The following is a 23525-nucleotide window of genomic DNA, read 5'->3' as shown; positions in this document are numbered from 1 at the left end:
CCGGAAGCCTCTCACTTTTTACATTTTTTCAGGAGCGGAAACTCCGATTAATTTCAGTGCATTCTTTAACGTCGTTTGCACCGCTTTAATTAATGAAAGGCGTGCCTTTGTGCGCTCCACGTTTTCCGCATCCAATACTTTTTCTGCATTATAAAAGCTATGGAAAGTAGATGCAAGCTCATAAATATAGTTCGTCACTCGGTGTGGCATGCGCTTTTCGGCAGCTTCTGCCACTGCTAAAGGAAACTCACCAAGCTTTTTCAGTACTTCAATTTCCTTTTCAGCGCCGATTAAAGAGAAATCAGCGTTCGTATCGTACGTGAACCCATTCTCTTCCCCTTGACGAAGGATGCTACAAATACGAGCATGTGCGTATTGAGCGTAGTATACTGGGTTTTCATTGGATTGTGATACGGCTAGATCAAGGTCAAAGTCCATATGTGTATCCGCACTTCTCATCGCAAAGAAGTAACGAGTCGCATCTAATCCTACCTCTTCCACTAGATCACGCATCGTAACAGCTTTCCCTGTACGCTTACTCATCTTCATCTTTTCACCGTTTTTGTAAAGGTGAACAAGCTGAATGATTTCCACCTCAAGTACATCTTTTCCATATCCTAATGCTTCGATCGCTGCTTTCATTCTAGGAATATATCCGTGGTGATCCGCACCCCAAATATTGATAAGCTTTTCAAAGCCACGATCAAGCTTATTTTTATGATAAGCGATGTCAGGTGTTAGGTAGGTGTAAGAACCATCCTGCTTAATAAGCACGCGGTCTTTGTCATCTCCTAGATCGGTTGAACGAAACCAAGTGGCTCCATCTTCTTCGTAAATATATCCATTTTCACGAAGCTTGTCTAAAGCTACATCAATTTTTCCATCTCCATAAAGAGATGTTTCTGAGTACCACACATCAAATGGCACGCGGAAGTCCTCAAGGTCTTGCTTCAGCTTAGCCATTTCCTCTTTTAACCCGTAGCTACGGAAAAAGTCAAAGCGCTCTTTCTCATCAACATTGACGAACTTGTCGCCATACTCCTCAGCCAAACGCTTACCGATTCCAATGATATCTTCCCCATGGTATCCATCAGCCGGTACGTCTTTTTCCATCCCAAGCGCTTGGAAGTAGCGAGCTTCTACCGATAAGGCCAGATTATTGATTTGGTTTCCTGCATCGTTAATATAGTATTCACGCGACACATCGTAACCAGCTTTTGCTAGCACGTTACAAAGAGAATCCCCAACAGCCGCACCACGAGCATGTCCAAGGTGAAGATCTCCGGTTGGATTCGCAGACACAAACTCAACCTGAACTTTTTGCCCGTTTCCAACCGTTGTTTCCCCGTACTTTTCACCAGCTGTAAGAATGGTTGGAATTAAATCTGTTAAATAATTATTGTTCATGTAAAAATTAATAAATCCAGGACCAGCGATATCAATTTTTTCAATCGATGCCTTGGATTGATCAAAATTTGCCACAAGCGCATCCGCAATCGCACGCGGTGCTTTCTTTGCTACTCTCGCTAGCTGCATCGCCATATTGGTCGAGTAGTCCCCATTTGCTTTATCCTTCGGCGTTTCTAAAATCACATCTGGAAGCTGTTCCTCTGTTGCTAGCTCAGCTTTGATAACAGCCGCTCTTATTTCCTCTTTAAGCTTCAATTGTACCTGTTCAACGATATTCAACGTTATTCCTCCTCAAACACGATTTGCAATTTGTATGTACCTGCTTTTGAGCCCTGTATCGAAAGATCGTATAAAACATCAATCCTTCCATTACTACTCTCACTGTTCCATCTATGCTGAAGTTCTTTTGTATCTGTAATCATTAGCAGCTCTCCAAATGGAGTTGTATAACTGCCACGATGCTGTTTCTTTTCTTCTAACAGCATTCGCATCTTAATCGAGCCACTTCTCATCAGAAGAATTCCATCATCCGTGAGCTTCATCGTCGTCTTCATCGGCCCCTCTTCTGTACTTTCCTCGTATTGAAGGTAGCCGCTCGCATTCTTTACATAGTATCGACCAAAAGTTGTGAGTTCAAAAGTTTCCTTTTCCCCACCATTCTCTATCGTCGTATGTACCTTAATTTTTACGGCAATTTGATCCGCTGGTTGAATCGGCAACGGCCATACACTTCCTTTTATCATTGCTTTCTCTATAACTTAATAATTATAAAGATTTTGGTGGGGGAACGCAAGGTGTGAGAACAGTGGAATTGTATATTATTGTTGGTTATAGTGACAACACTTACTTGCTGTTACACTCATTGTGGTATTCAGTTACCGCTGAGGTCTTTTTAGTTGGCCTCTCGGGCACCAATCACCTATTCATTTACCGCTGAACTCTTTTGGACGGCCTCTCGGGCACTCAATCACCTGTTCATTTACCGCTGAACTCTTTTGGACGGCCTCTCGGGCACTCAATCACCTATTCATTTACCGCTGAACTCTTTTGGACGGCCTCTCGGGCACTCAATTATCCTATTTGTTACCACTGAGGTCTTTTTTATTTAGGAACAAGCAAAAAAACACCCGCCAAAAACTGGCAGGTGCACGAGTCCATTCTTATTTCACCCATCCAAGAATCATTTCGCGGATAAGTTTGCTTGCTGTGTTTGCTGTTTGTTCTGAGTGGTCGTAAATTGGGGCTACTTCTACTAAGTCTGCTCCCACTACATTCACTTCCGAGCGTGCAATTTCGTGAATTGAAGCTAGTAACTCTCTTGAAGTGATTCCACCTGCATCAACTGTACCTGTTCCTGGTGCATGCGCAGGGTCAAGAACATCGATATCAATCGTTACATACACGGGACGCCCCGCTAATGTTGGCAATACTTTTTTCAAAGGCTCAAGCACTTCGAACGGAGAAATATGCATGCCCACTTCCTTCGCCCATTGGAATTCTTCTTTCATGCCGCTTCGGATCCCAAATGAATACACATTTTGTGGCCCGATTAAATCTGCGACCTTACGAATCGGTGTGGAGTGAGATAATGGCTCTCCCTCATAGTTCTCACGAAGATCTGTGTGTGCATCCATATGTATGATGGCTAAATCCGGATACTTTTTCACCATTGCTTTAAAAACGGGCCAAGAAACTAAATGCTCTCCACCCATGCCAAGTGGAAATTTCCCTGCATCAAGCACCTGATCGACGAACTCTTCAATCATATCTAAACTGCGCTGTGGATTTCCGAATGGAAGTGGAATATCTCCCGCATCATAGTATTTCACATCTTCTAGCTCACGGTCTAAGTATAAGCTGTACTCTTCTAATCCGATGGACACCTCACGAATACGCGCTGGACCAAAACGAGATCCTGGGCGGTAACTTACTGTCCAGTCCATTGGCATTCCGTACAATACGGCTTTACTTTCCTCAAAGCTTGGATGGCTTTTAATAAACACATTACCTGAGTATGCTTCATCAAAACGCATTTTGTTTCCTCCTTTAAATTAAGAGGGGGTCAGTTTCGCCTTACGTCAGCTGGTGTTACTACGTAACAAAGGCTTCCTTCAGGCGGAAACTGCCCCCCACATTCTATCCTTCCACAGTAAAAAACGGAGAGAATCTCCCCCCGTCTTATTTATTATTAGCCTTCGATTAAATCTTTAACAAACTTCGGTAGCACGAATGCTGCATTGTGAAGTTCTTTTGTGTAATACTTAGTATCAATATCATGGAAGCGCTCTTCAGCTACTTCAAGTGGATCATGCTTCTTTGATCCTAAAGTGAATGCCCACATTCCGCTTGGATAGGTTGGGATGTTTGCGATGTAAAGGCGAGTGATCGGGAAGATTTCCTTTACGTCTTTTTGTACAGAACGAATTAAGTCCGCTTTGAACCAAGGGTTATCTGATTGCGCAACGAAGATTCCGTCTTCTTTTAACGCCTTAGAGATCCCTGCATAGAAACCTTTTGTAAATAGGTTTACTGCTGGACCAACTGGCTCCGTTGAGTCAACCATGATCACATCGTATACGTTCTCTGCTGTAGCGATGTGCATGAAACCATCATCCACTTTTACTTCTACGCGTGGATCGTCTAGCTGTCCTGCGATCTCTGGAAGGTACTTTTTAGAGTACTCAATTACTTTTCCGTCGATTTCAACAAGTGTTGCTTTTTTCACGCTTGGGTGCTTTAACACTTCACGAATAACTCCACCGTCTCCGCCACCAACAACTAGTACGTTTTCTGGATTTGGGTGAGTGAATAATGGAATATGCGCAACCATTTCGTGGTATACGAACTCGTCTTTAATAGACGTCATTACCATGTCATCTAAAAGAAGCATATTGCCCCATTCTTCTGTTTCTACCATATCTAACTTTTGAAAGTCTGTTTGCTCCGTATGTAATGTGCGCTTTACCTTCATTGTGATACCAAAATTCTCAGTTTGTTTTTCCGTAAACCAAAGTCCCATTTACGCCATCCTTCCTTATTTAAAAAATATCTATCGGTTTCAATACTAATTTCCTGTATTGTTATTCTTCCCCAAAAAAACTCAAACATGAGAAAAAGTATAGATGAATCTAGCAAAATTGCAAGAAAAAAATTCTTTTTTTAATAGATAGGCGTTTAAAACAGCCTCTTTCTTTTCATACTAGTAAGAAAGATGGGAAAACAGGAAAAATCTATCTGAAGGTGAGGTGTCAATCCTTGGAGGTTATTACGGATCAGCGGTTTAGAAGAACGATGAAATACATACGTGCCTTACTCATTCTTGGATCAATCGGTCTTGGTTTACTTGTTTTATTAGTGACCGGTGTTCTTTTATACGCCAAGGTGCAGGGCCCTCCTCCTCTTGCCGTGCCACAATCGTCTCTATATTACTCGGATGATGGGCAAGTTATCGGTGAAAGCAATAATGGAGAAAAGAGATACTGGGTAGGAATCGATGAAATTTCTCCCCATTTAATTGAAGCAACCGTAGCGATAGAGGACCGATCCTTTTATAAGCATAACGGATTTGATTTTAAACGAATTGCTGGTGCTGCCCTTGCTGACCTTAAGGCAATGGCCAAAGTTCAAGGTGCAAGCACGATTAGTCAGCAGTATGCCCGGAATCTATTTCTCGAGCATGAAAAAACGTGGAAGCGTAAACTGCTAGAAGCACTCTACACGATACGAATCGAAATGAATTATACGAAAAACGAGATTCTCGAAGGTTATTTAAATACGATCTATTATGGAAAAGGAGCATACGGAATACAAGCAGCCAGTCAGTATTATTTAGGAAAAAATGCCGCTGACTTGACTCTAGCTGAGGCATCTATGCTAGCTGGAATTCCAAAAGGTCCAAGCATCTACTCTCCTCTTATTTCTGAGGAAAATGCGAAGAGTCGTCAAAAAATCATTTTGGATTCTATGGTAAAAAGCAAATACATTACTGAAGCTGATGCCAATGCAGCGATACATGAGACGCTCTCCTTTGTTGGTGAGCATTCCCATGCTGTGACACAAATTGCTCCGTATTTTCAGGATGCTGTCAAGCAAGCATTAAAAAATGACTTAGGTTTGGATGACCGGACGATTGAGCTTGGCGGACTACGTGTATATACAACACTTAATACCGAACAGCAGGAGTTAGCAGAGAAAAATGTTTCCACTCATATGGCAAAGGATTCTGAATTGCAGGTAGCACTCGTGTCAATGAATCCGAAAAACGGGTATGTTAAGGCGATGGTAGGCGGAAGAGATTATGTGGAAAGTCCGTTCAACCGTGCCGTTCAAGCGGTTCGTCAACCAGGTTCTACCATCAAACCACTTCTTTACTATGCGGCGATATCCCAAGGATTTACGCCCGCATCATTAGTGCGAAGCGAAATGACGACCTTCCGATTTGACGATAACCGAGCGGAGTATACACCACATAATTTTAATAATAAGTATGCGGGAAAAGAAATCACGATGGCACAAGCGCTAGCCCTTTCCGATAATGTGTATGCAGTTAAAACACATTTATTTTTAGGAGAAGACACACTCGTAAAAACAGCCAAGCAATTTGGGATTACGACTCCAATGGAAAAAGTACCGTCATTGGCACTTGGGACTAGTGGGGTTAAGGTGATTGATATGGCCAATGCCTATAGTTTGTTTGCTAACGGTGGGGAAAAAGTAAAACCGGTTCTTATTAAAAGAGTGGAAGACCATCGTGGGGAAGTCATTTATGAGTACGAAAAGGAAAATGAGCGTGTATTAAAAGCTGATGAAGCATTCGTTATGACTCATATGATGACAGGGATGTTTGATAAAAAGCTCGATGGCTATTCCAATGTGACCGGGAGCTCCATGATCAATGATATGACACGGATTTATGCGGGAAAGTCTGGCTCCACAGATTCCGATAGCTGGATGGTCGGTTTTTCTCCTCAGTTAGTGACCGCGGTATGGACAGGTTATGACCAAGGAAACCCGATTGAAATCGTGGCCGAGAAATCGTACGCGAAAAACATCTGGGTCAACTATATGGAGGACGCATTAGCTGATGAGCCGATTAAAAACTTCAAAGCCCCTAAAGGAACCGTTGGAGTATATATCGATCCTGAAAGCGGCCTATTAGCTACCGACGACTGCCCTGTCAAACGGCTAACCTATTTTATTGCAGGAACAGAACCAACCAAGCACTGCATCAATCATCTTGAACATGATGCCGAAAAGCCAACCGAAAAGAAAAAAGAAGAAAAGAAAGAGAAAAAGACGTGGTATAAGAGGATTTTTGATTGGAGCTAACAGGTTTTCACCTGAGTTGGCTCCTTTTTAATTAGAAATTGCGGTTTTTCGAGGCCTCTGAAAGGAAAATGGGGGAATTTTTTTCAGGATATTTGCGATTTCAAAAATTTATTTGCGATTCTCAGATTTTATTTGCGATTCCTGAAACTTATTTGCGATCTTCAAAATTTATTTGCTCCAGTTATTTGCGGTTCACCCTACTTACTTGCGATTACAGGCCATCGCCACAACCCATCACTATTCAAAAATACGAAGAAGCCCCGAGTCACATGTACTCGGGGCTTTTTCTGTCCTAGTGCTATAGCGTGTTATCGCTGTTTAAAGTTTACTTTTTTTAACGGAAAACGGCAAGTATTTCCTTACAATTTGTTAAAAAAACCTTTTTAGGATAATTTTCTTACCCTTGAAGATCAGCCTTCAATTTCTCTTCTGATCTCTCCCACATACCCGCGTCATGATTTTTCAAAAATTCAGCTAAAATTCCTTTTGAGCGACTATCCATATGGTCGACGATGATATGACGTTTAATCGACTTATCCATACGATTCACATGCTCAGGGAGTGACTTATAGCCACGACGAATTTCACGATCTACGGTCATTTCACAAGCGGTCACACCCGCATAATAAGGTCCTTCCTGCTTTCGGTCAATCGTGACCCATACCAGCCAGTACGGCTTTGCATTTGGAACTTCTTCCTTTGTTTTTAAAAACTTAATCCCTTTTTCCACCACACTTCTTGCATGCATGGCCCCAACATCAATGACCGCGTCCCCTGCATCCACATCAATAATAACCGGTGATACATTATCTAGGGTTAGAGCTCCAACACCAAATCCTCCATGTCCCTCAGTTGGATCACTTTTAATAATATTAAAGCCAATATTTTTCTTCTTTTTTTCTTCCATAAAAATGAACGCCTCCTACAAAAATAACTGATAAAAGAACTGATCTAAAGTCGAAAGAATCGACGGAACGACAGTGGAATACAATGGGTCAATCGTATATTGATCAAGCGGAGTAATAACTAAAATAAGAAAGATTAGTGCTCCATATTGCTCATACTGTGTCATTTTTGCCCGTACATTCACCGGAACGAGGTCTTCAACGATTCGGTATCCATCTAACGGTGGGAACGGCAGCAGATTAAACACAAATAAAGCAACATTTAAATACAAAAATATATTAAGAAACTCAAACACATATGGAGGTAGGGTTTCCGCCGCACCAGTAGCCACCAATCCATACAATAACACAAAGCCAAGAATGGATAGCAATAGATTGCTGAGAGGTCCTGCTATTGATACAAGAATACCTGCTAGGCGAGGATTTTTAAAGAAAAAGCGATTCACAGGAACAGGTTTCGCCCAACCAAATCCAATTAAAAAAATTAACAATGTGCCAAATGGGTCCAAGTGCTTCATCGGATTTAGAGTTAGTCTGCCCTGATTTTTCGCCGTATGATCCCCAAACTTATAGGCTACCCACGCATGTGCAAATTCATGGACGGAAAACGCTATGATAAGCGTAATAACCACGTATGGGATCATTTCTAAATCAAAAGCTAAAAACCTAGATAGTTGCTCCAACACGACAACTCCTTTTCGAAGACTCTATTTAGCCAAATTATACATGAAATATAGGATAAATGGAAAAATGAGTATTCCTTTCTCACGTTTGGAACATTATGATTATGTATGAAGAACTTACATATCTCTCAAGGAGGCAATCACCATGCCATACGTAACCGTAAAAATGCTAGAAGGCCGTACAGACGACCAAAAGAAAGCTCTTGTGGAAAAAGTAACCGCTGCTGTTGTGGAAACAACTGGAGCACCTGCTGAGAAAGTCGTTGTATTCATTGATGAAATGACGAAAAATAATTATGGGATTGCTGGAAAAAGGATGTCTGACGAGTAAAATTAGTGACTGGATGTCGGTTGTTATGCATTCTCTTCGCTGGTATTCCTATTGGAATAAAGGCTCGAGCCTGCATTACAACCGACAACCTATCGAAAGAGGCTTGGACAAAAAATGTCCAAGCCTCTCTTTTATACAGGGACTACTTTCCCCTTTAATGCTTCAATATATTCATATGCCTGCTTAATTTCGTCTTCGGTGTATTTTTGCTTGCTCTTTAGAGTAAAGATTTTCTCCTTTACTTCCTCTACTTCTAATTCGTCGAAGTAAAGTACCGTTGATACGAGTTCTAGAAACCTAGCATTCTGGCTATTCATGTCTGTTAAACAATCCTCTAGTGCCGGAAGTTCCACTAGGTTCATATTTAAAAATTCCATTCCCTCATCTGTTAAGGAGTAGCGATATTGCATGTACCCGCCCTTTTTCTCCTTTACCTCGTTAAGAAAGCCCATATTGCATAGCTCCTCTACGCGAAGGGTCAACTCTTCGGAGTAAGGTCCATAAAAGTGAAACTGAAACCTCTCTTGGAAAGGAAAATCTACTTTTTTCGCTATATAAATCATTTTTTGCAGTTTTTTCCGACCAACAATTTCCCCTGCCGCTGCAAAAGCTTGCATTATTTTGGCATGATCCTTTAACAATGAGACCCTCTCCTACTTCATATTTATATCAAGAACCTATCTCATAGGTCTAGTAAGTTGCGAATTTGCTTTTTAATGTTCTTTTTTGATGAATCGTCTTTTAAAAGATCCGCAGGGAAATACAACTTATGGTCCGTTCTTCTTTTCCCTGAAATGGCATCAACGATTTGAGATTCCCTTGAAAGCTCTCTTACTTCTCCATTTTTCATGAGCAATTGTATCGGCAGGCGTTCTTCTTCCTCACCTGGGCGATAAAAGTCATATGGTAAATCAGACGAAGAATCAACCACTAAATAATACTCCGGGTCAAGACCAGCCTTAGCAAATAAAGTAGAAAGCTCACTTAGCTTCTTATACTCTTTTGCTGGGTCAAATTCCACATATTTAAACAGATTTCGATCCATAAAACGGACACACAGGTCACGTAAGATGGAATCCTCTTCCTCTTCCCACATTTGGAAGTAATAGAGAATAACCGCTTCATCTAATTTCAAGTAGTCATGAAGGGTAATATTTTCAGCGAATACAGAATAAAAATGAATCGGCTCTTGCTTAAATTGGTAGCCTTTTTGGTACAAATGCTTGGCACGGTGGAGAATCTTGGTCAGAATCACCTCTGCACTACGAGTAACGGGATGGAAGTACACTTGCCAATACATTTGGTATCGACTCATGATGTAGTCTTCCACTGCATGCATACCGCTTTGCTTGATCACGACTTGATCTTCCTTCGGTCGCATCACACGAAGAATCCGTTCCATATCAAAATGCCCATAACTCACACCTGTAAAGTACGCATCACGCTGCAAATAATCCATACGATCCGCGTCAATTTGGCTAGAAATCAAGCTAATCACAAGCTTGTTTGGCGAGGTTTTGGCGATCACCTCAGCGACCATCTTCGGAAAATCCTTGCTTACTTTTGTAAGAACTCTATTTACTTCTGTGTTACCAAGAATGATCTTTTGAGTAAAAGCTTCATGATCGAGGTCAAATACTTTTTCAAACGAATGCGAAAAGGGTCCATGTCCGAGGTCGTGAAGGAGTGCAGCACAAAGTGAAAGCAAGCGCTGCTCACTGTTCCATTCCGGTCGTCCATCAAACACATCATCAATAATGCGACGAATGATTTCATAGACTCCGAGCGAATGGTTAAAACGGCTATGCTCTGCCCCGTGAAATGTAAGATATGTCGTTCCAAGCTGCTTAATCCGGCGTAAACGTTGGAATTCCTTCGTACCAATCAAATCCCAAATCACACGGTCTCTCACATGTACATAACGATGAACGGGATCTTTAAAAACCTTTTCCTCCACTAGCTTTTCCTGTGAATATGCCACTGTAGAATCCCTCTTCCTATCTATCTTTAAACTATTATAACTTGATTCATTCTACAATTCACCCTAAAAAAGGAAAAAATCTACAGAATTTCGACAAAATTAGAAAGCGGAAGCGCCTTGTTAAGACCCGACAGGCATAAGACGAAATCCGCAGGAAGGCCTGCCTTCTGGAGGATTTTAGCTTATGACCCCGAGGGTCTAGGCGCTGGAGCTGGACTAAGTGTCCACAAGACTTTACAAAGAAAAAAACCACCTATCTTCCGTTCCAATAGGTGATTTTATTTTTTCAGCTTCTTATTAATTTTATCCATTAATTCTTCTTCTGTTAGCGCTGCAAGGGGACGGTTATTCACAAATGCGAATGTTTTCTTTCTCCCTGGTCCGCAGTATGATTGACAGCCAATTTCAATTGTTGCCTCAGGATCGATGTCCTTTAAGCGAGGAATCAACGTTTTTAAATTTACGGCCTGACAATCGTCACACACACGAAATTCATTTGCCATCTATATTACAACCCTTTCTTCGGTGCAAACTAAGCCAAGTAAACTCTTTTTAATAATCTAAACGGTATTTTACCGTTTCTTTTCTTCTAATGCAAGCTGTAATCCTTAGCCGATTATCCATAAAAAACCTGTCTATCTAGTGAAATCTTAATTAATTTTAAAGGTTGTAATGTTTACAAACATTGTTATTTTCGTAAAAGTCCCAAGATCCGGCCTTTTACACTATATATTAAGATAGCACTACTTATCTCGTATCCATTGCTCTTTTCAAGCTGACATAAGGAGTATTTATCAAAAAATGAGTATAGTATCTTATTACTTTGCATTGAATAAAGACACTTTTGAAAAAGAGTATTAAAAAAACTCTACTATCCTTGCAATCAATTTGTATAAAACCAGCCGCATGTGGTCATGCTTTAACTAAGAACTTGAAAATGTATTAAAGTCAGGGAGTTGAGTAGAATGAAAGTTAGACAAGACGCGTGGACAGATGAAAATGATTTATTACTAGCCGAAACGGTTTTACGACATGTAAGAGAAGGAAGCACACAGCTAAATGCATTTGAAGAGGTTGGGGACAAGCTTAATCGTACCTCTGCAGCATGTGGTTTCCGCTGGAATGCCGTTGTAAGACATCGCTACGAAAAAGCATTACAATTAGCGAAAAAGCAACGAAAGCAGCGTCAAAGAATACTAGGAAAAGACCAAGGTGGGAAAAAGAAACTATTATACTCACCACCAGTTCCAACATTAGAAGAAGTTGGTCCCATTGCAGCAGCTGAAGTAGAAACCTATGAAGTACCAAATTTCTCTGAAGAAATAGCCGTTGAGCCAGCAGCAATCGCTCAAAGTGTCACACAAGTAGCCTTACCAAGCCCGGCAGCACAACAAATGCCATCTTCAAGAGAGATGAATATGGAAACCGTCATCTCTTATCTCCGATCACTAGGTGGGTCCAATATTCAAGTGGATATTTTAAAAAGTGAGAATGAGAGACTGAAGCGCGAAATTGCTTCATTAAAAAGACGCAATGAAGAACTAGAAGGAAAGATAAACCATCTTGAGCAAAATACAGAAATTATCCAAGAAGATTACGAGACATTAATGAAAATCATGAATCGTGCTCGTAAACTAGTGGTGTTAGAGGAAGAAGAAGAACGCCCAGCCACCAAATTCAAAATGGACCGAAATGGAAATCTGGAGAAAATCGCAGAATAACGAAATGCGGAAGTGCCCGTTTAGTGACGTATGGACTGGAGCACTCTGACTGAGATAAAGGAAACACGGAGAGCGTAAGCGTTCCGATGTTGACTTATCGTAGGGAAGAGAGCGAAGTACACTAGTCGCTGGGCGCTGGAGCTAGACACTGTTCAAAGTTCAAAAATTTATATTTTCTTTTAAACATAGAGACTTATTTTGGGAGAGTAGGCAACAATATCTCTTAGTTGAAAAGCCGTACCTGCATAGGGTACGGCTTTTGTACTTCTCTTTATTCATTCGCCTCAATTAAAAATTTATCATTCCGCTCTACGACTCTTAAGACATAAGAATCAAGCATTTGCAATTCTTCGTCCGCTAACACTCCTGCCTGCAAGAGTCCTGCCTTCTTTTTCAAGGTGAGCAAGAGCCTTAACATCACATCTTGAACCGAAAGTGAAACACCAAACAACTCAGACAAAGAGGCCATGACCTCTGGCTCTATTTTTGGATAAGAGAACTTCGTCTCCTCCCCTTGAATGGCCCGACTGTAAAACTCTTGTATGACCTTGGCACGTTCGCTTCCACTTCCCGTAACGCAAAGATAAATTTGTACTGCCACGCCGCCTCGTAAACGTCGCTGTGAGATTCCAGCAAACTTTTTTCCATCAATGCTTAAGTCATAGCTTCCTGGACAGTAAGAACCTACAATTTCACGAGCCACGATCGAACGGTCAAAATCAGCAAACATCTCTTGAACAAGCGTCCACATCGCATCATATCCTCGATTGATATCGATTCCCTTTTCCTGTTCTGGGAGAATAATTGATAGATTTAGAACCCCCTCATCGAGTACAACAGCTAATCCACCTGAATTACGAACGATATACTCGTAGCTTTGGTCTTTCAAGTACTCTAGTCCATCACTTATAAAAGGCAATCTAGTATCTTGAATTCCAAGTACAATGGTATCGGCATGAACCCATGCTCGAACGGTTGCAGGTGCTCCCTTTGTACCTATCGAGGCGCAGAGCGTATCATCATACCCAAACGAATGAAGAGCACTCATATGAAGTCCCGTACTTGATTGATCAATAATTCGCCATGTTGGCTGGTTTAATAGTTTCTGCGCTTCTTCCATCGTTTCCGTCACCTCGTGTTTTCTTGCCTTTATTTTACCATAGAAAAGAGCCAGCTATAGAGAACTGGCTCACTTGTATTTATTGACTTAATGCTTGGGCAGCTGTGATTAATGACAGCTTGTATACATCTTCTTCGTTACAACCGCGAGAAAGATCATTTACCGGGCGGTTTAAGCCTTGTAAAATGGGTCCAACCGCTTCAAAGTTTCCTAAACGCTGTGCAATTTTATACCCGATATTACCAGCTTCTAGGCTTGGGAAAACAAATACGTTCGCATCGCCTTGAATCACTGAGTCTGGCGCTTTTTTCTTTGCTACAGAAGGAACAAATGCAGCGTCAAATTGGAATTCTCCATCTAATACTAGAAGAGGATCTCTTAGCTTTGCTTCTTGAACAGCAGCAGATACCTTTTCCGTTTCTGGAGATTTCGCAGAACCCTTTGTTGAGAAGCTTAGCATCGCCACTCTTGGCTCGATATCAAACATTCTTGCTGTTTTTGCACTTTCTACTGCGATTTCCGCTAAGTCTTGTGCATCTGGCGCAATGTTGATCGCACAATCTGCAAACACATACTTTTCATCTTCACGTACCATAACAAATACACCTGATGTTTTACGAACGCCTTCTTTTGTTTTGATGATTTGAAGCGCAGGTCTTACCGTATCAGCCGTTGAATGGGCTGCACCACTTACTAGTCCATCCGCTTTGTTTGAATAAACAAGCATCGTTCCAAAGTAATTTTCATCAAGTAAAATCTTGCGTGCATCCTCTTCTGTTACCTTCCCTTTTCTTCTCTCGATAAAGGATGCCACTAGCTCATCCATCATCGCAAATTGACTTGGGTCGTAGATTTCAGCCTTCTCTAGAGACACGCCTAATTCTTTCGCCTTCGTTTCAATTGCTTCTATATTTCCTATTAAAATAGGCGTTAATACATTCTCTTCAGCTAAACGTCCAGCTGCACTAATAATTCTTTCGTCTAGACCTTCAGGAAAAACGATCTTAATGTTTTGTCCACTTACTTTTTCCTTCAGTCCTGTAAATAGGTCGCTCATGACGAATCCTCCCTTATGTACTATACCTTTAGCATACGCTTACCACATAAAATTTCAACTATTTCACAGATTGTTACCGTTTCCACCTAAAAAGTTTTTGTTTTCTGAATAATCCACAAAATACTTATCTTCTTTACTATCTGCAATTCTCATTAAAAATATCCTTTTTTAATAATACCATCGTGAAAATTCAGGTTTTATTCACACGTTTCCTGGTGAAACTATGGTATAGTATGTTTTGTACATTATAATAATTCTAATGAGGAGTGAAACAAATGGCAGAAGCAGCACAAACCCTTGATGGCTGGTATTGTTTACATGACTTCCGTACAATTAATTGGAGTGCTTGGAAATTACTATCAAGCGACGACAGACAAACCGCTATTCATGAATTTTTAGGTTTAGTAGAAAAATGGAATGCCACTCAGGATAAGAAAGAGGGCAGCCATGCTTTATATACAATTGTTGGTCAAAAAGCTGATTTTATGATGATGATTTTACGCCCAACGATGGAAGAGTTAAATGAAATTGAAACAGAATTCAGTAAGACCATGCTAGCGGAATATACCATTCCAGCTCATTCATACGTTTCTGTTGTTGAGCTAAGCAACTATCTTCCAGCTGATCAGGATCCTTATCAAAGCCCTGAAATCCTTGCTCGTTTGTATCCAACTCTACCAAAAGCGAAGCATGTGTGCTTCTATCCAATGGACAAGCGTCGCCAAGGCAATGACAACTGGTACATGCTACCGATGGAAGAGCGTCGTACAATGATGCGCAGCCACGGTATGATCGGTCGACAGTATGCAGGAAAAGTGAAGCAGATTATTACAGGATCTGTTGGCTTCGACGATTACGAATGGGGCGTAACACTGTTCTCAGATGATGTATTACAATTTAAGAAACTCGTATACGAAATGCGCTTCGATGAAGTTAGTGCACGTTACGGTGAATTCGGTGCCTTCTTTGTAGGAAATTTACTAGAAATCGATCGTCTACATAGCTTCTTACACGTTAATTAAATTATGTTTGGCCCTCTAGCTTCGGCTAGAGGGTTTTTTTGTATTACCTAGGAATAAAAGAATTTCTCCTCACATACGAATGAATTAGTGAGCTTTTCCTTTTAATTGACCCTTTCATCTCACCACAGAAGGTACAACACGAAGAGAGGTGAAATTTATGGGTGTGATCCCTTACACAGAAGAACATGTAAAGCTGTTGGCCCGATTAATTCGGGCTGAAGCTGAAGGCGATGGAAATTTAGGTATGCTGTTAGTTGGAAATGTTGGTGTGAACAGAGTAAGAGGACAATGTCTGGATTTTAAAGACATACGTGACTTACGAAAAATGGTCTTTCAGCGTCCCGGTGGATTTGAAGCAACTGTCAAAGGATACTTTTATCAAGCTCCGAGAGAAAATGAGATAAAGCTGGCAAGACGTGTCATAAAGGGGGAGCGATTTCACCCCGGTTCAAATGCTCTTTGGTTTTTTAGACCAACTGGCGCCTGTCCCGCTCAGTGGTATAACCAGTGGAACACAGGGCGCTTTAAAGCACACTGTTTCTTCAGTCCCACCCAGCAGGACTGTCCAAAAGTCTATTAACGAACATTTTTCTAGGAGGGATTTTCTTTGTCACAAAATTATGATCCAAATGCTTTTTACAGACAAACAGGGTATCAACAACCTTATTTCGGAGCCCCTGTCCAGCCCACTGCACCAAAATATCCGACAGCAGGCCAAGTAGCAGGCGCTGGCACCGGTGTGCCTACATACGGTGCACTACCACAAGCATATCCTACTATGCCAGCGGGCTCAACGATTCCACCAGCAGGCGCTGTTCCTGGATACTCAGGTGCCTTTAACGCGCCATCAGCTGGTCCTCAAGTACCAGGTATGCTACCGCTTGAGGAGTCATATATCGAAAACATCTTCCGCCTAAACAAAGGAAAGCTAACTACCGTGTACACCAATTTTGACGGAAACGATGAGGGTCTATCTAGAACCTTTAAGGGAATTATTGAAGCTGCTGGACGCGACCATTTAATTTTAAGTGACCCGCAAACAGGAATGAGATTTTTAATTCCGATGGTCTACTTCGCGTACGCAACATTTGATGAGGAACTTGAGTATGACTATCCTGGCTATGTTCCTGGATTAGCTTCTTATCCTCCCCGCTAATAAAATATAAAAACAGGAGCATCCTTCAAATGCAGGATGCTCCTTGTTGTTTACAAATATTTTACCGCTGCTACTATGATTAAAATCCATGCAGCTAAAAACGACAAGCCTCCTAATGGTGTAATCGCACCAAGGATGCTTATTTTCGTTAATGTCATGACGTACAAACTACCTGAGAAAAGAATGATACCAATTAACATCATCCAGCCTGACCATGATAAAAGCGCATTAGCCGGCAAGCGTCCAAGCAACACACCTACAATCAGTAAGCCGGTAGCATGAAACATTTGATACGTTACTCCCGTTTTCCAAATCTCTAAGTATTTTTGCTCCACTCGACCTTCTAGACCATGTGCGCCGAAGGCCCCTAATGCTACTGATAAAAAAGCATTAATGGCACCAATAATAATAAACGTTTTCAACCTCTCCACCCCATTATGTTAAAAATCAAACAGTGAATCTCCATTACTTTCATCATCTATTTGCAGCTTTTTCGGCTGTGTTTGAAGGGGTGAAGGAGTTAGAATTTGCTTCTCGTTTGTTGGAATCATAGGATTCGCTCGCGGTAGCTCACGTGTGGTCTCACCCATTTGACTTTCAAGGACAAGCTCGCATAACGTTTTAATCGCTTGAACTCGTTCTCTCACTTGTGAGTTTGTTCCACTTGATTTGGCTGCCTGTAGCTCCTGTTCCATTTTTAAAAGTAGCTTTTGCACACTAATATCCAATTCGTTCACCTCATACCCTTGTCTACCCTATAGTATACGACCTGTCACGGATTTTTCCAAAGAATAGCGTTACTTTTTCTCAAAACGTAGGCAAGCCTGTCCCGAAGCCTTCATTACTTCAACAGACGGAAGCTGCCTGGTTTTAAACCCAAATGCTTTACATCCTTTTGGAAAATGAGGGTCCCAGGTAACATAGAAATATTGGCACTTAAAGCAGTCCTTTCTTTCCACCTTCATGTATTCCCCTCCTATTCGATTGTCCAATCAATCTCTGTGTAGCCATTCTCTTTCAGCCAGCCATTTGCCTTTGAAAACGGTCGGCTCCCAAAGAAATCGCGATGAGCTGAAAGCGGGCTTGGATGAGGAGATTCAATAATAAAATGATGGTCGGAAATCAACTTCTTTTTCTCTTGTGCTGGTTTCCCCCATAACAAAAACACCATCGGTTTCTCTCTCTCACTAAGCTTTTTAATCACTGCATCGGTGAAGATTTCCCAGCCCATTTTTTTATGAGAATGTGCCTGACCCGCTCGAACGGTTAAAACGGTGTTTAATAGAAGAACCCCTTCATCGGCCCATTTTTTTAAATATCCGTGGTTTGGTACGGGGGTGCCTACATCACTCTGCAACTCTTTGAAAATATTTTTTAACGATGGTGGCGTTGGAACACCAGGTAGGACTGAGAAGCTCAGGCCATGAGCTTGCTCTGGTCCATGATAAGGATCCTGACCAAGTATGACGACTTTCACCTGCTCATACCTTGTGTACTGTAATGCAGAAAAGATATGCTCTCTTTTCGGATAGATCGTATACCGTTCATACTCCTCTTCAATCAGGTGTTCGAGCTTTGTGAAGTATTCCTTTTTAAACTCGTCCCCGATGTAAGACTCCCAGCCATTCCAATTACTCTTCATACGTGATCACCGCGCGATATCCAAGTGCTGAGAAAAATTCCGTTAATGTTTTCTCTGCATTTTGTTCTGCCACCTGTATGAGCCCTTGAGATAGTGCCTCTTCCTTTATGAGCCCCTTGGCCTCCTCTGCAAGCTCGTAAGCCTCATCCCAATTCACTTCATCCCGAAAGATTCCTTCCACGGAAAACACCTGAGCTTGGTCAAAATCTAGTGTTGGCTCTTGGATAATTGAAGCTTGTGGAAGCTTGATTTCTATTGTTTTTTCTTCTTCATTTACGTGGAGATTGGATGGGGTGATTCCAGTTAAGTCCACTCCCGCCGTAACCGTACCCGGAATAATAAGAAGGAACTTTCTCTTTGTTCCGGGAAGATTCGTACTAATTTCCTTCCCAAATAGCTGATTGTCCTCTTTTTCAATAACTGCCTTTACATACGCCTGTGCTGACGCAAGTGACGACAAGTCTTTTATTTGCTCTATAAAACTACCTTTTTGTACGGTAGCTTGATTGGTTCCTTTTATCGCAAAAACGGCTCCGATTATGACTAGAATGAAAATGGCCATTCCTATTAGCTTCCATGCTAATGATTTCGGAATCACTCTCGCTTTTGATTGATTATGATATTGTAGCTCATTGAATGTTATTGAGGCTGCCATTTGCTGCTTCGCTTCCGTAAGTTCCTTCTGCAAGGCCTCTAATTGCGCCTGTACTTCTTTCTCGTTCATCTTCACCCTCCTTACAAACTTCTAAATTTCATTATAACGGCTGCCGAGGGAATTTGTAGAATTTTGCAGAAAGAAGTCGTATAGAAGATATTAGTAGATTAAATAAGATGGCTTGTCCTTAATCGAGGAACCAGCAAAAGTGGAATAAGCGGAGAATTTCCGGTTAGATGCAGAATGGAGCCTCGTTTGGGGGTAAATAAGGGGAGGTTTTCCGCTTATGCAAAGCAAAATCTCCTATTTTCGTAGTTTTTGAGCCAATAGGCGGAATTTCTCCGTCTATTTATCAGCTCGAGGCTTAACCTGATCCCCAATCCGATAAGTGCGGCCCCTCTTGAACCTAGCTATGGGAATAGAAATGTTAATAAATAAAGAAAAGACGTATTCATACGTCTTTCTTGTGTCTTTTAATAAGTAAGCACTCAAAAAGCGTCTCTCCAACTACCAAACTACCCCAACAATCTCTGATAAATCGACCGTGCCTGACTCATATCCTTCGTTCCATGAACAAGTCCTCTTCCGTCTTTAAAAAGAACCACACGCTGCTCGTCCATTTCAACCGAAAGCAAATATGGATTTGCCTTCACCACGTACCCCAGCTGAACTAGACGACTCGATAAGTCCGCTAGATCTAGTTCACTTTGGCGTGGTGGCCGAATTTGCACCGTATCACGACCACAGAGTACCGTTGAGCGTGAAAGATTTTCCTTATCCAAATACGGATACTCGCGAAGTTCGCCACATGACAAGCAGCCTGGATCCTTTGCTTTTCCCATTTTCATGCTCGTATACTGATTTCGCCATAAATCAAAGCTTGCGAATGAATCACGAACCGCCTCCCAATCTTCCACAAGAATCTTCAGCACTTCTGCCGACTGATGAGCAATGACCATCTGCACAGCCGGTCCAATGATTCCTCCTGTATCACAGGTCATTCCTTGAATAGGGATTCTTTTCAGCAAACAATTTAAGCAAGGAGTTTTGCCTGGAATAATCGTAAAGCTCATGCCAAAGCTCCCAACACAAGCGCCATAGATCCAAGGGACTTTGTACTTTTGAGAAATATCGTTAATGGCCATTCGCGTTTCAAAATTATCCGTTGCATCCAAGATCAAGTCCACATCCTCGACAAGCTCCTCTAAGATGTCAGGCGATGCATCGCCAACAATCGGCACAATCTCAACCTCTCTATTAATGGCACGCAATCTCTTTTCAGCTGCAATCGCCTTTGGAAGCTTCTCTCGAACATCTTCTTCTGTGTACAGCTGCTGTCTTTGCAGATTGCTCGCTTCCACATAATCTCGATCCACAATCGTTAGCTTCCCAACTCCCGCGCGCGTAAGCACTTCACCATTTCCCGACCCAAGTGCACCGGCACCAATCATCAGCACATGCTTAGATCTCAGCTTGTCCTGTCCACTTTTTCCAATCGGCGAAAAAAGAATTTGCCTTGAATACCGATCATCCATGCTTCAAACCTCCTTCCTCTGTCCGGCTACTCTTGTCTAATCACCCTCCACTCACAGGAGGTATAAACGCAACCACATCTCCATCACTCAGCACATCTTCGTCACCAGCAAACTCTTCGTTTACTGCTGCCATAACCGTATCCAAATTCACTCCATACTGCTCGCTTAAAATTGCTTTAGCCTCCGCAATTGTTTTTCCTGTAAGGTCTACCCCTACCGATTCTTCTCCAACCGCATCACGCAAATGAGCGAAAAACATGACTTTATTCATTTAGATCACTCTCCTCTGGTTTTCCTTTTGGATAAGCAACCGTTTCAAGTTGATTTCCGATCCATTCTTCTCCGTCTTCCCAATGCTCTTTTTTCCAAATGGGAACGATCTCCTTGATTCGTTCGATTGCGTAACGATTAGCTTCGTATGCATCTGCACGATGTGGAGTAGATACAGCAATGACAACAGCTATATCCGTGATTTCAAGCTTACCTACTCGGTGCGATATCGCCACCTTTGCCCCCGGCCAGCGCTCTTTGATTTCACGTCCAATTTGCTCCAGCTTTTTAACAGCCATGCTCTCATATGCTTCATAAATTAAGTATAAAGTCTTTTTCCCAGCGGTTAGCTCCCTTACCGTTCCAATAAACGTTGTAATGGCTCCCACTTCCCTTTGAACGACTTTGTCAATAATCGATTGCGTATCAAGGGGCTCTTTCGATATTTCAAAATTCATGTTTGCACCTACTTCCGTTCTATCTTGTCTTAAGATTGTATCATATTCCCTCGCTCTTCTCACAAAACGAGTTCCCATCACAATCTAGCTTTAACGCTTTTTCATACTCTATCTGATTATTCATATTAAAAACAGCAGTATTCTTCACTAGGATGCCTTCTCTGCTCAAGGTATCTTCTGAAATATACTTCACATGAAGATTCTGAAACAGGCTCATGATACGAAGCTCGTTCTTCTCTAAAGACTGCGAAACAGCTTGTAAAACATCCTTTCGATATGCACCAAATAGAGGATGCATTCGACCTTCAAGTTTTGGAATGGCTGCTTGGTAGTCTTCTAACTCCTCTAGTAAAAATTCCCCCAGGCTTGAAGAGATAAACGGCATATCACAGGCCACGATTAAGTTTTTCTCGGACTTGGAAGCTTTAAGTCCTGCTTGTATGCCTGCAAGGGGACCTTTCCCCTTTTGCTCGTCTTCAACCATCGGTATGTTCAAATATTCATAAGTATGAAATGTGTTGGTAACGATGAGTAGCTCATCCGTGATTTTTTCAAGTTCATTTTTAATTCTTTCGATGACTCGTACACCGTCAATCATCATCAATGCCTTGTTTTGCCCCATTCGACTTGATTGACCACCTGCTAAAATAATCCCCGTTCTACTCAGGCTCATCGTCCACCTTTCTTTAAGAATATATGCCTCTATTTTAATATGGAAAGAGGAGAAAGACTATTAAGTTTGTTCGCCTTTATTTACAAATTGAGCACAGTTTATCACTAATTTAGGTAACCGAAAGAAAATACTAGAAACATCTGGGAAACTAGACTATGATTAGAAAAATAAAGCTCATAGGAGGTTCAACACAATGACATTAAAAAAGGTAATGACAATCGCTGGTTCTGACACAAGCGGAGGCGCTGGCATTCAAGCGGATTTAAAAACATTCCAGGAGCTTGGCGTGTATGGAATGACCGCTCTAACAACGATTGTAACGATGGATCCGAAAAATCATTGGCATCACCATGTGTTTCCCATTGCGATTGAAACGCTAGAAGCACAGCTTGAAACGATTCTTTCTGTAGGAATCGATGCGATGAAGACAGGCATGTTAGGAACGGTGGAAATCATTGAGCTAGCTGCTAAGGTAATTGATGAGAACCAGCTTCAAACCGTCGTTATTGATCCAGTTATGGTATGTAAAGGGGAAGACGAAGTATTGCAGCCAGAGACGACCGATGCTCTTCGTGAAATCCTTGTACCACGTGCAACAGTTGTCACTCCAAATCTATTTGAAGCCAGTCAGCTTGCACAAACCGCTCCTCTTCGTACGATTGAAGATATGAAGCAAGCAGCGGTAAAAATTCATGCACTTGGTGCCAAGTATGTATTAATTAAGGGTGGAAGTAAGCTACATCACGAAAAAGCAGTCGATCTTCTGTTTGATGGGGAGGAATTTACTTTACTAGAAAGTGAAAAAATTGATACCACTTATATTCATGGTGCAGGCTGCACTTACTCTTCAGCTATTACAGCCGAGCTTGCAAAAGGAAAATCGGTGAAGGAAGCTGTTGCTACAGCAAAGGACTTCATTACAGCGGCAATCGCACATGGATTTAAGTTAAATGAGTATGTTGGACCAACAATGCACGGTGCGTACCGTACTTTTGGTGCAAAAGTGAATGCATAATAAAGAGAGCCGCTGGAGTAGATTCCAGCGGCTTTTCTCCTTTAGATGTCTAGCTCCATTGCCCAGCAACTAGTGTACTTCCGCTTTTCTTTATTCAAACATTCGACCTAAATTCGCCATTTCAATCGCTGAAACTGCTGATTCCCAGCCTTTGTTTCCAGCCTTTGTTCCTGCTCTTTCAATCGCTTGTTCAATTGTATTGGTTGTTAACACACCGAAAATAACGGGAACGCCTGTGTTTAGTGTGGTTGCCTGTACGCCTTTTGCTGCTTCATTACATACAAAATCAAAATGTGGAGTGGCTCCACGAATAACCGTTCCTAATGTGATTACCGCATCATATTTCTTGCTTTGGGCCATTTTTTGGGCAATTAATGGAATTTCAAATGCACCTGGTACCCAAGCCACATCTACATCTTCGTCAGCTACACCGTGTCTTTTCAGAGCATCTTGTGCTCCGCTAAGTAATTTGCTTGTAATAAACTCATTGAAACGACCTACAACGATTCCAACCTTTAACCCACTGCCAACTAAATTTCCTTCAAAGCTTCTTCCCATCATTA

28 protein-coding genes are annotated in these 23525 nt (G+C 41.7%); 7 read left to right on the top strand and 21 right to left on the bottom strand.

The genetic code is table 11. The annotated features are described in order from the left end of the window. Window positions 1–18: 18 nt before the first annotated feature. The 4 genes from argS to speE form a co-directional block, all read right to left on the bottom strand. The gene (gene argS / locus ACQ5H4_RS08175; protein ID WP_430774461.1) at window positions 19–1689 is read right to left on the bottom strand and encodes an arginine--tRNA ligase; all 1671 of its coding nucleotides are present in this window, start codon (window positions 1687–1689) and stop codon (window positions 19–21) included. Between the two features lie 2 nt (window positions 1690–1691). Beyond that, window positions 1692–2153, bottom strand: coding sequence for a YwiB family protein (locus ACQ5H4_RS08170; RefSeq protein WP_430774460.1), 462 nt, complete (start codon window positions 2151–2153; stop codon window positions 1692–1694). Window positions 2154–2570: 417 nt separating this feature from the next. Further along, window positions 2571–3443, bottom strand: coding sequence for an agmatinase (gene speB, locus ACQ5H4_RS08165; RefSeq protein ID WP_160545889.1), 873 nt, complete (start codon window positions 3441–3443; stop codon window positions 2571–2573). 155 nt (window positions 3444–3598) lie between these two features. Continuing rightward, window positions 3599–4429 (bottom strand): polyamine aminopropyltransferase, encoded by an 831-nt coding sequence (gene speE / locus ACQ5H4_RS08160; protein WP_119710289.1) that lies wholly within the window; start codon window positions 4427–4429, stop codon window positions 3599–3601. A 236-nt stretch (window positions 4430–4665) separates the two neighbouring features. Between speE and ACQ5H4_RS08155 the strand changes: the two genes are divergently transcribed. After that, window positions 4666–6738, top strand: coding sequence for a transglycosylase domain-containing protein (locus tag ACQ5H4_RS08155; RefSeq protein ID WP_430774459.1), 2073 nt, complete (start codon window positions 4666–4668; stop codon window positions 6736–6738). A 397-nt stretch (window positions 6739–7135) separates the two neighbouring features. Here the strand turns inward: ACQ5H4_RS08155 and ACQ5H4_RS08150 are convergent, their stop codons facing one another. Further along, window positions 7136–7645: a YwhD family protein gene (locus ACQ5H4_RS08150; RefSeq protein ID WP_430774458.1), complete on the bottom strand. Its 510-nt coding sequence runs from the start codon at window positions 7643–7645 to the stop codon at window positions 7136–7138. Between the two features lie 15 nt (window positions 7646–7660). Further along, window positions 7661–8287 (bottom strand): site-2 protease family protein, encoded by a 627-nt coding sequence (locus ACQ5H4_RS08145; RefSeq protein ID WP_430774655.1) that lies wholly within the window; start codon window positions 8285–8287, stop codon window positions 7661–7663. A gap of 160 nt (window positions 8288–8447) precedes the next feature. On the opposite strand from ACQ5H4_RS08145, the gene thmT reads away from it, so the two are divergent. Further along, window positions 8448–8657 (top strand): 2-hydroxymuconate tautomerase, encoded by a 210-nt coding sequence (gene thmT / locus ACQ5H4_RS08140; RefSeq protein WP_430774654.1) that lies wholly within the window; start codon window positions 8448–8450, stop codon window positions 8655–8657. A gap of 131 nt (window positions 8658–8788) precedes the next feature. On the opposite strand, the gene ACQ5H4_RS08135 is transcribed toward thmT, so the two are convergent. From ACQ5H4_RS08135 to ACQ5H4_RS08125, 3 genes are all read right to left on the bottom strand, one after another. After that, complete coding sequence (locus ACQ5H4_RS08135; protein WP_430774457.1) at window positions 8789–9298, bottom strand: YwgA family protein; 510 nt, start codon at window positions 9296–9298, stop codon at window positions 8789–8791. 41 nt (window positions 9299–9339) lie between these two features. Then, window positions 9340–10638: an HD domain-containing protein gene (locus ACQ5H4_RS08130; RefSeq protein WP_430774456.1), complete on the bottom strand. Its 1299-nt coding sequence runs from the start codon at window positions 10636–10638 to the stop codon at window positions 9340–9342. A 278-nt stretch (window positions 10639–10916) separates the two neighbouring features. Continuing rightward, window positions 10917–11141, bottom strand: a complete 225-nt coding sequence (locus tag ACQ5H4_RS08125) for a YuzB family protein (RefSeq protein ID WP_251520499.1) — start codon at window positions 11139–11141, stop codon at window positions 10917–10919. A 462-nt stretch (window positions 11142–11603) separates the two neighbouring features. On the opposite strand from ACQ5H4_RS08125, the gene ACQ5H4_RS08120 reads away from it, so the two are divergent. Next, on the top strand, window positions 11604–12359 hold the full coding sequence (locus ACQ5H4_RS08120; RefSeq protein ID WP_430774455.1) for an RsfA family transcriptional regulator: 756 nt from the start codon (window positions 11604–11606) through the stop codon (window positions 12357–12359). A 271-nt stretch (window positions 12360–12630) separates the two neighbouring features. On the opposite strand, the gene lipL is transcribed toward ACQ5H4_RS08120, so the two are convergent. Beyond that, on the bottom strand, window positions 12631–13479 hold the full coding sequence (lipL, locus tag ACQ5H4_RS08115; protein ID WP_430774454.1) for an octanoyl-[GcvH]:protein N-octanoyltransferase: 849 nt from the start codon (window positions 13477–13479) through the stop codon (window positions 12631–12633). A gap of 79 nt (window positions 13480–13558) precedes the next feature. Next, the gene (gene pta / locus ACQ5H4_RS08110; protein WP_119710297.1) at window positions 13559–14536 is read right to left on the bottom strand and encodes a phosphate acetyltransferase; all 978 of its coding nucleotides are present in this window, start codon (window positions 14534–14536) and stop codon (window positions 13559–13561) included. Window positions 14537–14811: 275 nt separating this feature from the next. Between pta and hemQ the strand changes: the two genes are divergently transcribed. From hemQ to gerQ, 3 genes are all read left to right on the top strand, one after another. Then, on the top strand, window positions 14812–15558 hold the full coding sequence (gene hemQ, locus ACQ5H4_RS08105; RefSeq protein ID WP_430774453.1) for a hydrogen peroxide-dependent heme synthase: 747 nt from the start codon (window positions 14812–14814) through the stop codon (window positions 15556–15558). A 157-nt stretch (window positions 15559–15715) separates the two neighbouring features. After that, a complete protein-coding gene (locus ACQ5H4_RS08100; protein ID WP_430774452.1) occupies window positions 15716–16138 on the top strand; it encodes a cell wall hydrolase in 423 nt (140 codons plus the stop codon). 27 nt (window positions 16139–16165) lie between these two features. After that, complete coding sequence (gene gerQ, locus ACQ5H4_RS08095; RefSeq protein WP_430774451.1) at window positions 16166–16714, top strand: spore coat protein GerQ; 549 nt, start codon at window positions 16166–16168, stop codon at window positions 16712–16714. A gap of 50 nt (window positions 16715–16764) precedes the next feature. Here the strand turns inward: gerQ and ACQ5H4_RS08090 are convergent, their stop codons facing one another. The 9 genes from ACQ5H4_RS08090 to mobA form a co-directional block, all read right to left on the bottom strand. Further along, a complete protein-coding gene (locus ACQ5H4_RS08090) occupies window positions 16765–17136 on the bottom strand; it encodes a DUF423 domain-containing protein (RefSeq protein WP_430774450.1) in 372 nt (123 codons plus the stop codon). A gap of 18 nt (window positions 17137–17154) precedes the next feature. After that, window positions 17155–17451, bottom strand: a complete 297-nt coding sequence (locus ACQ5H4_RS08085; protein WP_430774449.1) for a YwdI family protein — start codon at window positions 17449–17451, stop codon at window positions 17155–17157. Between the two features lie 60 nt (window positions 17452–17511). Next, a complete protein-coding gene (locus ACQ5H4_RS08080; protein WP_160545899.1) occupies window positions 17512–17679 on the bottom strand; it encodes a uracil-DNA glycosylase in 168 nt (55 codons plus the stop codon). A gap of 11 nt (window positions 17680–17690) precedes the next feature. Continuing rightward, window positions 17691–18356, bottom strand: coding sequence for a uracil-DNA glycosylase (locus tag ACQ5H4_RS08075; protein WP_430774448.1), 666 nt, complete (start codon window positions 18354–18356; stop codon window positions 17691–17693). Beyond that, on the bottom strand, window positions 18346–19080 hold the full coding sequence (locus ACQ5H4_RS08070; RefSeq protein WP_430774447.1) for a DUF4230 domain-containing protein: 735 nt from the start codon (window positions 19078–19080) through the stop codon (window positions 18346–18348). The genes ACQ5H4_RS08075 and ACQ5H4_RS08070 overlap by 11 nt, the downstream gene beginning before the upstream one ends. A 446-nt stretch (window positions 19081–19526) precedes the next feature. Then, on the bottom strand, window positions 19527–20546 hold the full coding sequence (locus ACQ5H4_RS08065) for a MoeB/ThiF family adenylyltransferase (protein ID WP_430774446.1): 1020 nt from the start codon (window positions 20544–20546) through the stop codon (window positions 19527–19529). A gap of 40 nt (window positions 20547–20586) precedes the next feature. Continuing rightward, window positions 20587–20817, bottom strand: coding sequence for a molybdopterin converting factor subunit 1 (gene moaD, locus ACQ5H4_RS08060; protein ID WP_430774445.1), 231 nt, complete (start codon window positions 20815–20817; stop codon window positions 20587–20589). Continuing rightward, a complete protein-coding gene (locus ACQ5H4_RS08055) occupies window positions 20810–21274 on the bottom strand; it encodes a molybdenum cofactor biosynthesis protein MoaE (protein ID WP_430774444.1) in 465 nt (154 codons plus the stop codon). The genes moaD and ACQ5H4_RS08055 overlap by 8 nt, the downstream gene beginning before the upstream one ends. A 40-nt stretch (window positions 21275–21314) precedes the next feature. Next, window positions 21315–21947 carry a molybdenum cofactor guanylyltransferase gene (gene mobA / locus ACQ5H4_RS08050; RefSeq protein WP_430774443.1) on the bottom strand — a complete coding sequence of 211 codons (633 nt, stop codon included), beginning with the start codon at window positions 21945–21947 and terminating at the stop codon, window positions 21315–21317. 193 nt (window positions 21948–22140) lie between these two features. On the opposite strand from mobA, the gene pdxK reads away from it, so the two are divergent. Further along, window positions 22141–22962, top strand: a complete 822-nt coding sequence (pdxK, locus tag ACQ5H4_RS08045) for a pyridoxine/pyridoxal/pyridoxamine kinase (protein ID WP_430774442.1) — start codon at window positions 22141–22143, stop codon at window positions 22960–22962. Window positions 22963–23052: 90 nt separating this feature from the next. Here pdxK and ribH read toward each other — a convergent pair whose 3' ends face one another. After that, window positions 23053–23520 (bottom strand): 6,7-dimethyl-8-ribityllumazine synthase, encoded by a 468-nt coding sequence (ribH, locus tag ACQ5H4_RS08040; protein ID WP_430774441.1) that lies wholly within the window; start codon window positions 23518–23520, stop codon window positions 23053–23055. Between the last annotated feature and the right edge of the window lie 5 nt (window positions 23521–23525).

It is taken from the genome of Bacillus coreaensis, assembly GCF_050586445.1.
Classification (GTDB): domain Bacteria; phylum Bacillota; class Bacilli; order Bacillales; family Cytobacillaceae; genus Robertmurraya_A; species Robertmurraya_A coreaensis.
The sequence above is the reverse complement of the archived record's forward strand: the minus strand, read 5'-3'. Positions and strand labels throughout refer to the sequence as shown.

What these genes read in the sequence shown, in the direction of transcription:
- ACQ5H4_RS08170 (WP_430774460.1), bottom strand. Translation starts at nt 2,153, where the DNA reads ATGATAAAAGGAAGTGTATGGCCGTTGCCGATTCAACCAGCGGATCAA.
- speB (WP_160545889.1), bottom strand. Translation starts at nt 3,443, where the DNA reads ATGCGTTTTGATGAAGCATACTCAGGTAATGTGTTTATTAAAAGCCAT.
- speE (WP_119710289.1), bottom strand. Translation starts at nt 4,429, where the DNA reads ATGGGACTTTGGTTTACGGAAAAACAAACTGAGAATTTTGGTATCACA.
- ACQ5H4_RS08150 (WP_430774458.1), bottom strand. Translation starts at nt 7,645, where the DNA reads ATGGAAGAAAAAAAGAAGAAAAATATTGGCTTTAATATTATTAAAAGT.
- ACQ5H4_RS08145 (WP_430774655.1), bottom strand. Translation starts at nt 8,287, where the DNA reads ATGATCCCATACGTGGTTATTACGCTTATCATAGCGTTTTCCGTCCAT.
- ACQ5H4_RS08125 (WP_251520499.1), bottom strand. Translation starts at nt 11,141, where the DNA reads ATGGCAAATGAATTTCGTGTGTGTGACGATTGTCAGGCCGTAAATTTA.
- ACQ5H4_RS08120 (WP_430774455.1), top strand. Translation starts at nt 11,604, where the DNA reads ATGAAAGTTAGACAAGACGCGTGGACAGATGAAAATGATTTATTACTA.
- lipL (WP_430774454.1), bottom strand. Translation starts at nt 13,479, where the DNA reads ATGGAAGAAGCGCAGAAACTATTAAACCAGCCAACATGGCGAATTATT.
- pta (WP_119710297.1), bottom strand. Translation starts at nt 14,536, where the DNA reads ATGAGCGACCTATTTACAGGACTGAAGGAAAAAGTAAGTGGACAAAAC.
- hemQ (WP_430774453.1), top strand. Translation starts at nt 14,812, where the DNA reads ATGGCAGAAGCAGCACAAACCCTTGATGGCTGGTATTGTTTACATGAC.
- ACQ5H4_RS08100 (WP_430774452.1), top strand. Translation starts at nt 15,716, where the DNA reads ATGGGTGTGATCCCTTACACAGAAGAACATGTAAAGCTGTTGGCCCGA.
- ACQ5H4_RS08080 (WP_160545899.1), bottom strand. Translation starts at nt 17,679, where the DNA reads ATGAAGGTGGAAAGAAAGGACTGCTTTAAGTGCCAATATTTCTATGTT.
- ACQ5H4_RS08075 (WP_430774448.1), bottom strand. Translation starts at nt 18,356, where the DNA reads ATGAAGAGTAATTGGAATGGCTGGGAGTCTTACATCGGGGACGAGTTT.
- ACQ5H4_RS08070 (WP_430774447.1), bottom strand. Translation starts at nt 19,080, where the DNA reads ATGAACGAGAAAGAAGTACAGGCGCAATTAGAGGCCTTGCAGAAGGAA.
- ACQ5H4_RS08065 (WP_430774446.1), bottom strand. Translation starts at nt 20,546, where the DNA reads ATGGATGATCGGTATTCAAGGCAAATTCTTTTTTCGCCGATTGGAAAA.
- moaD (WP_430774445.1), bottom strand. Translation starts at nt 20,817, where the DNA reads ATGAATAAAGTCATGTTTTTCGCTCATTTGCGTGATGCGGTTGGAGAA.
- ACQ5H4_RS08055 (WP_430774444.1), bottom strand. Translation starts at nt 21,274, where the DNA reads ATGAATTTTGAAATATCGAAAGAGCCCCTTGATACGCAATCGATTATT.
- mobA (WP_430774443.1), bottom strand. Translation starts at nt 21,947, where the DNA reads ATGAGCCTGAGTAGAACGGGGATTATTTTAGCAGGTGGTCAATCAAGT.
- pdxK (WP_430774442.1), top strand. Translation starts at nt 22,141, where the DNA reads ATGACATTAAAAAAGGTAATGACAATCGCTGGTTCTGACACAAGCGGA.
- ribH (WP_430774441.1), bottom strand. Translation starts at nt 23,520, where the DNA reads ATGGGAAGAAGCTTTGAAGGAAATTTAGTTGGCAGTGGGTTAAAGGTT.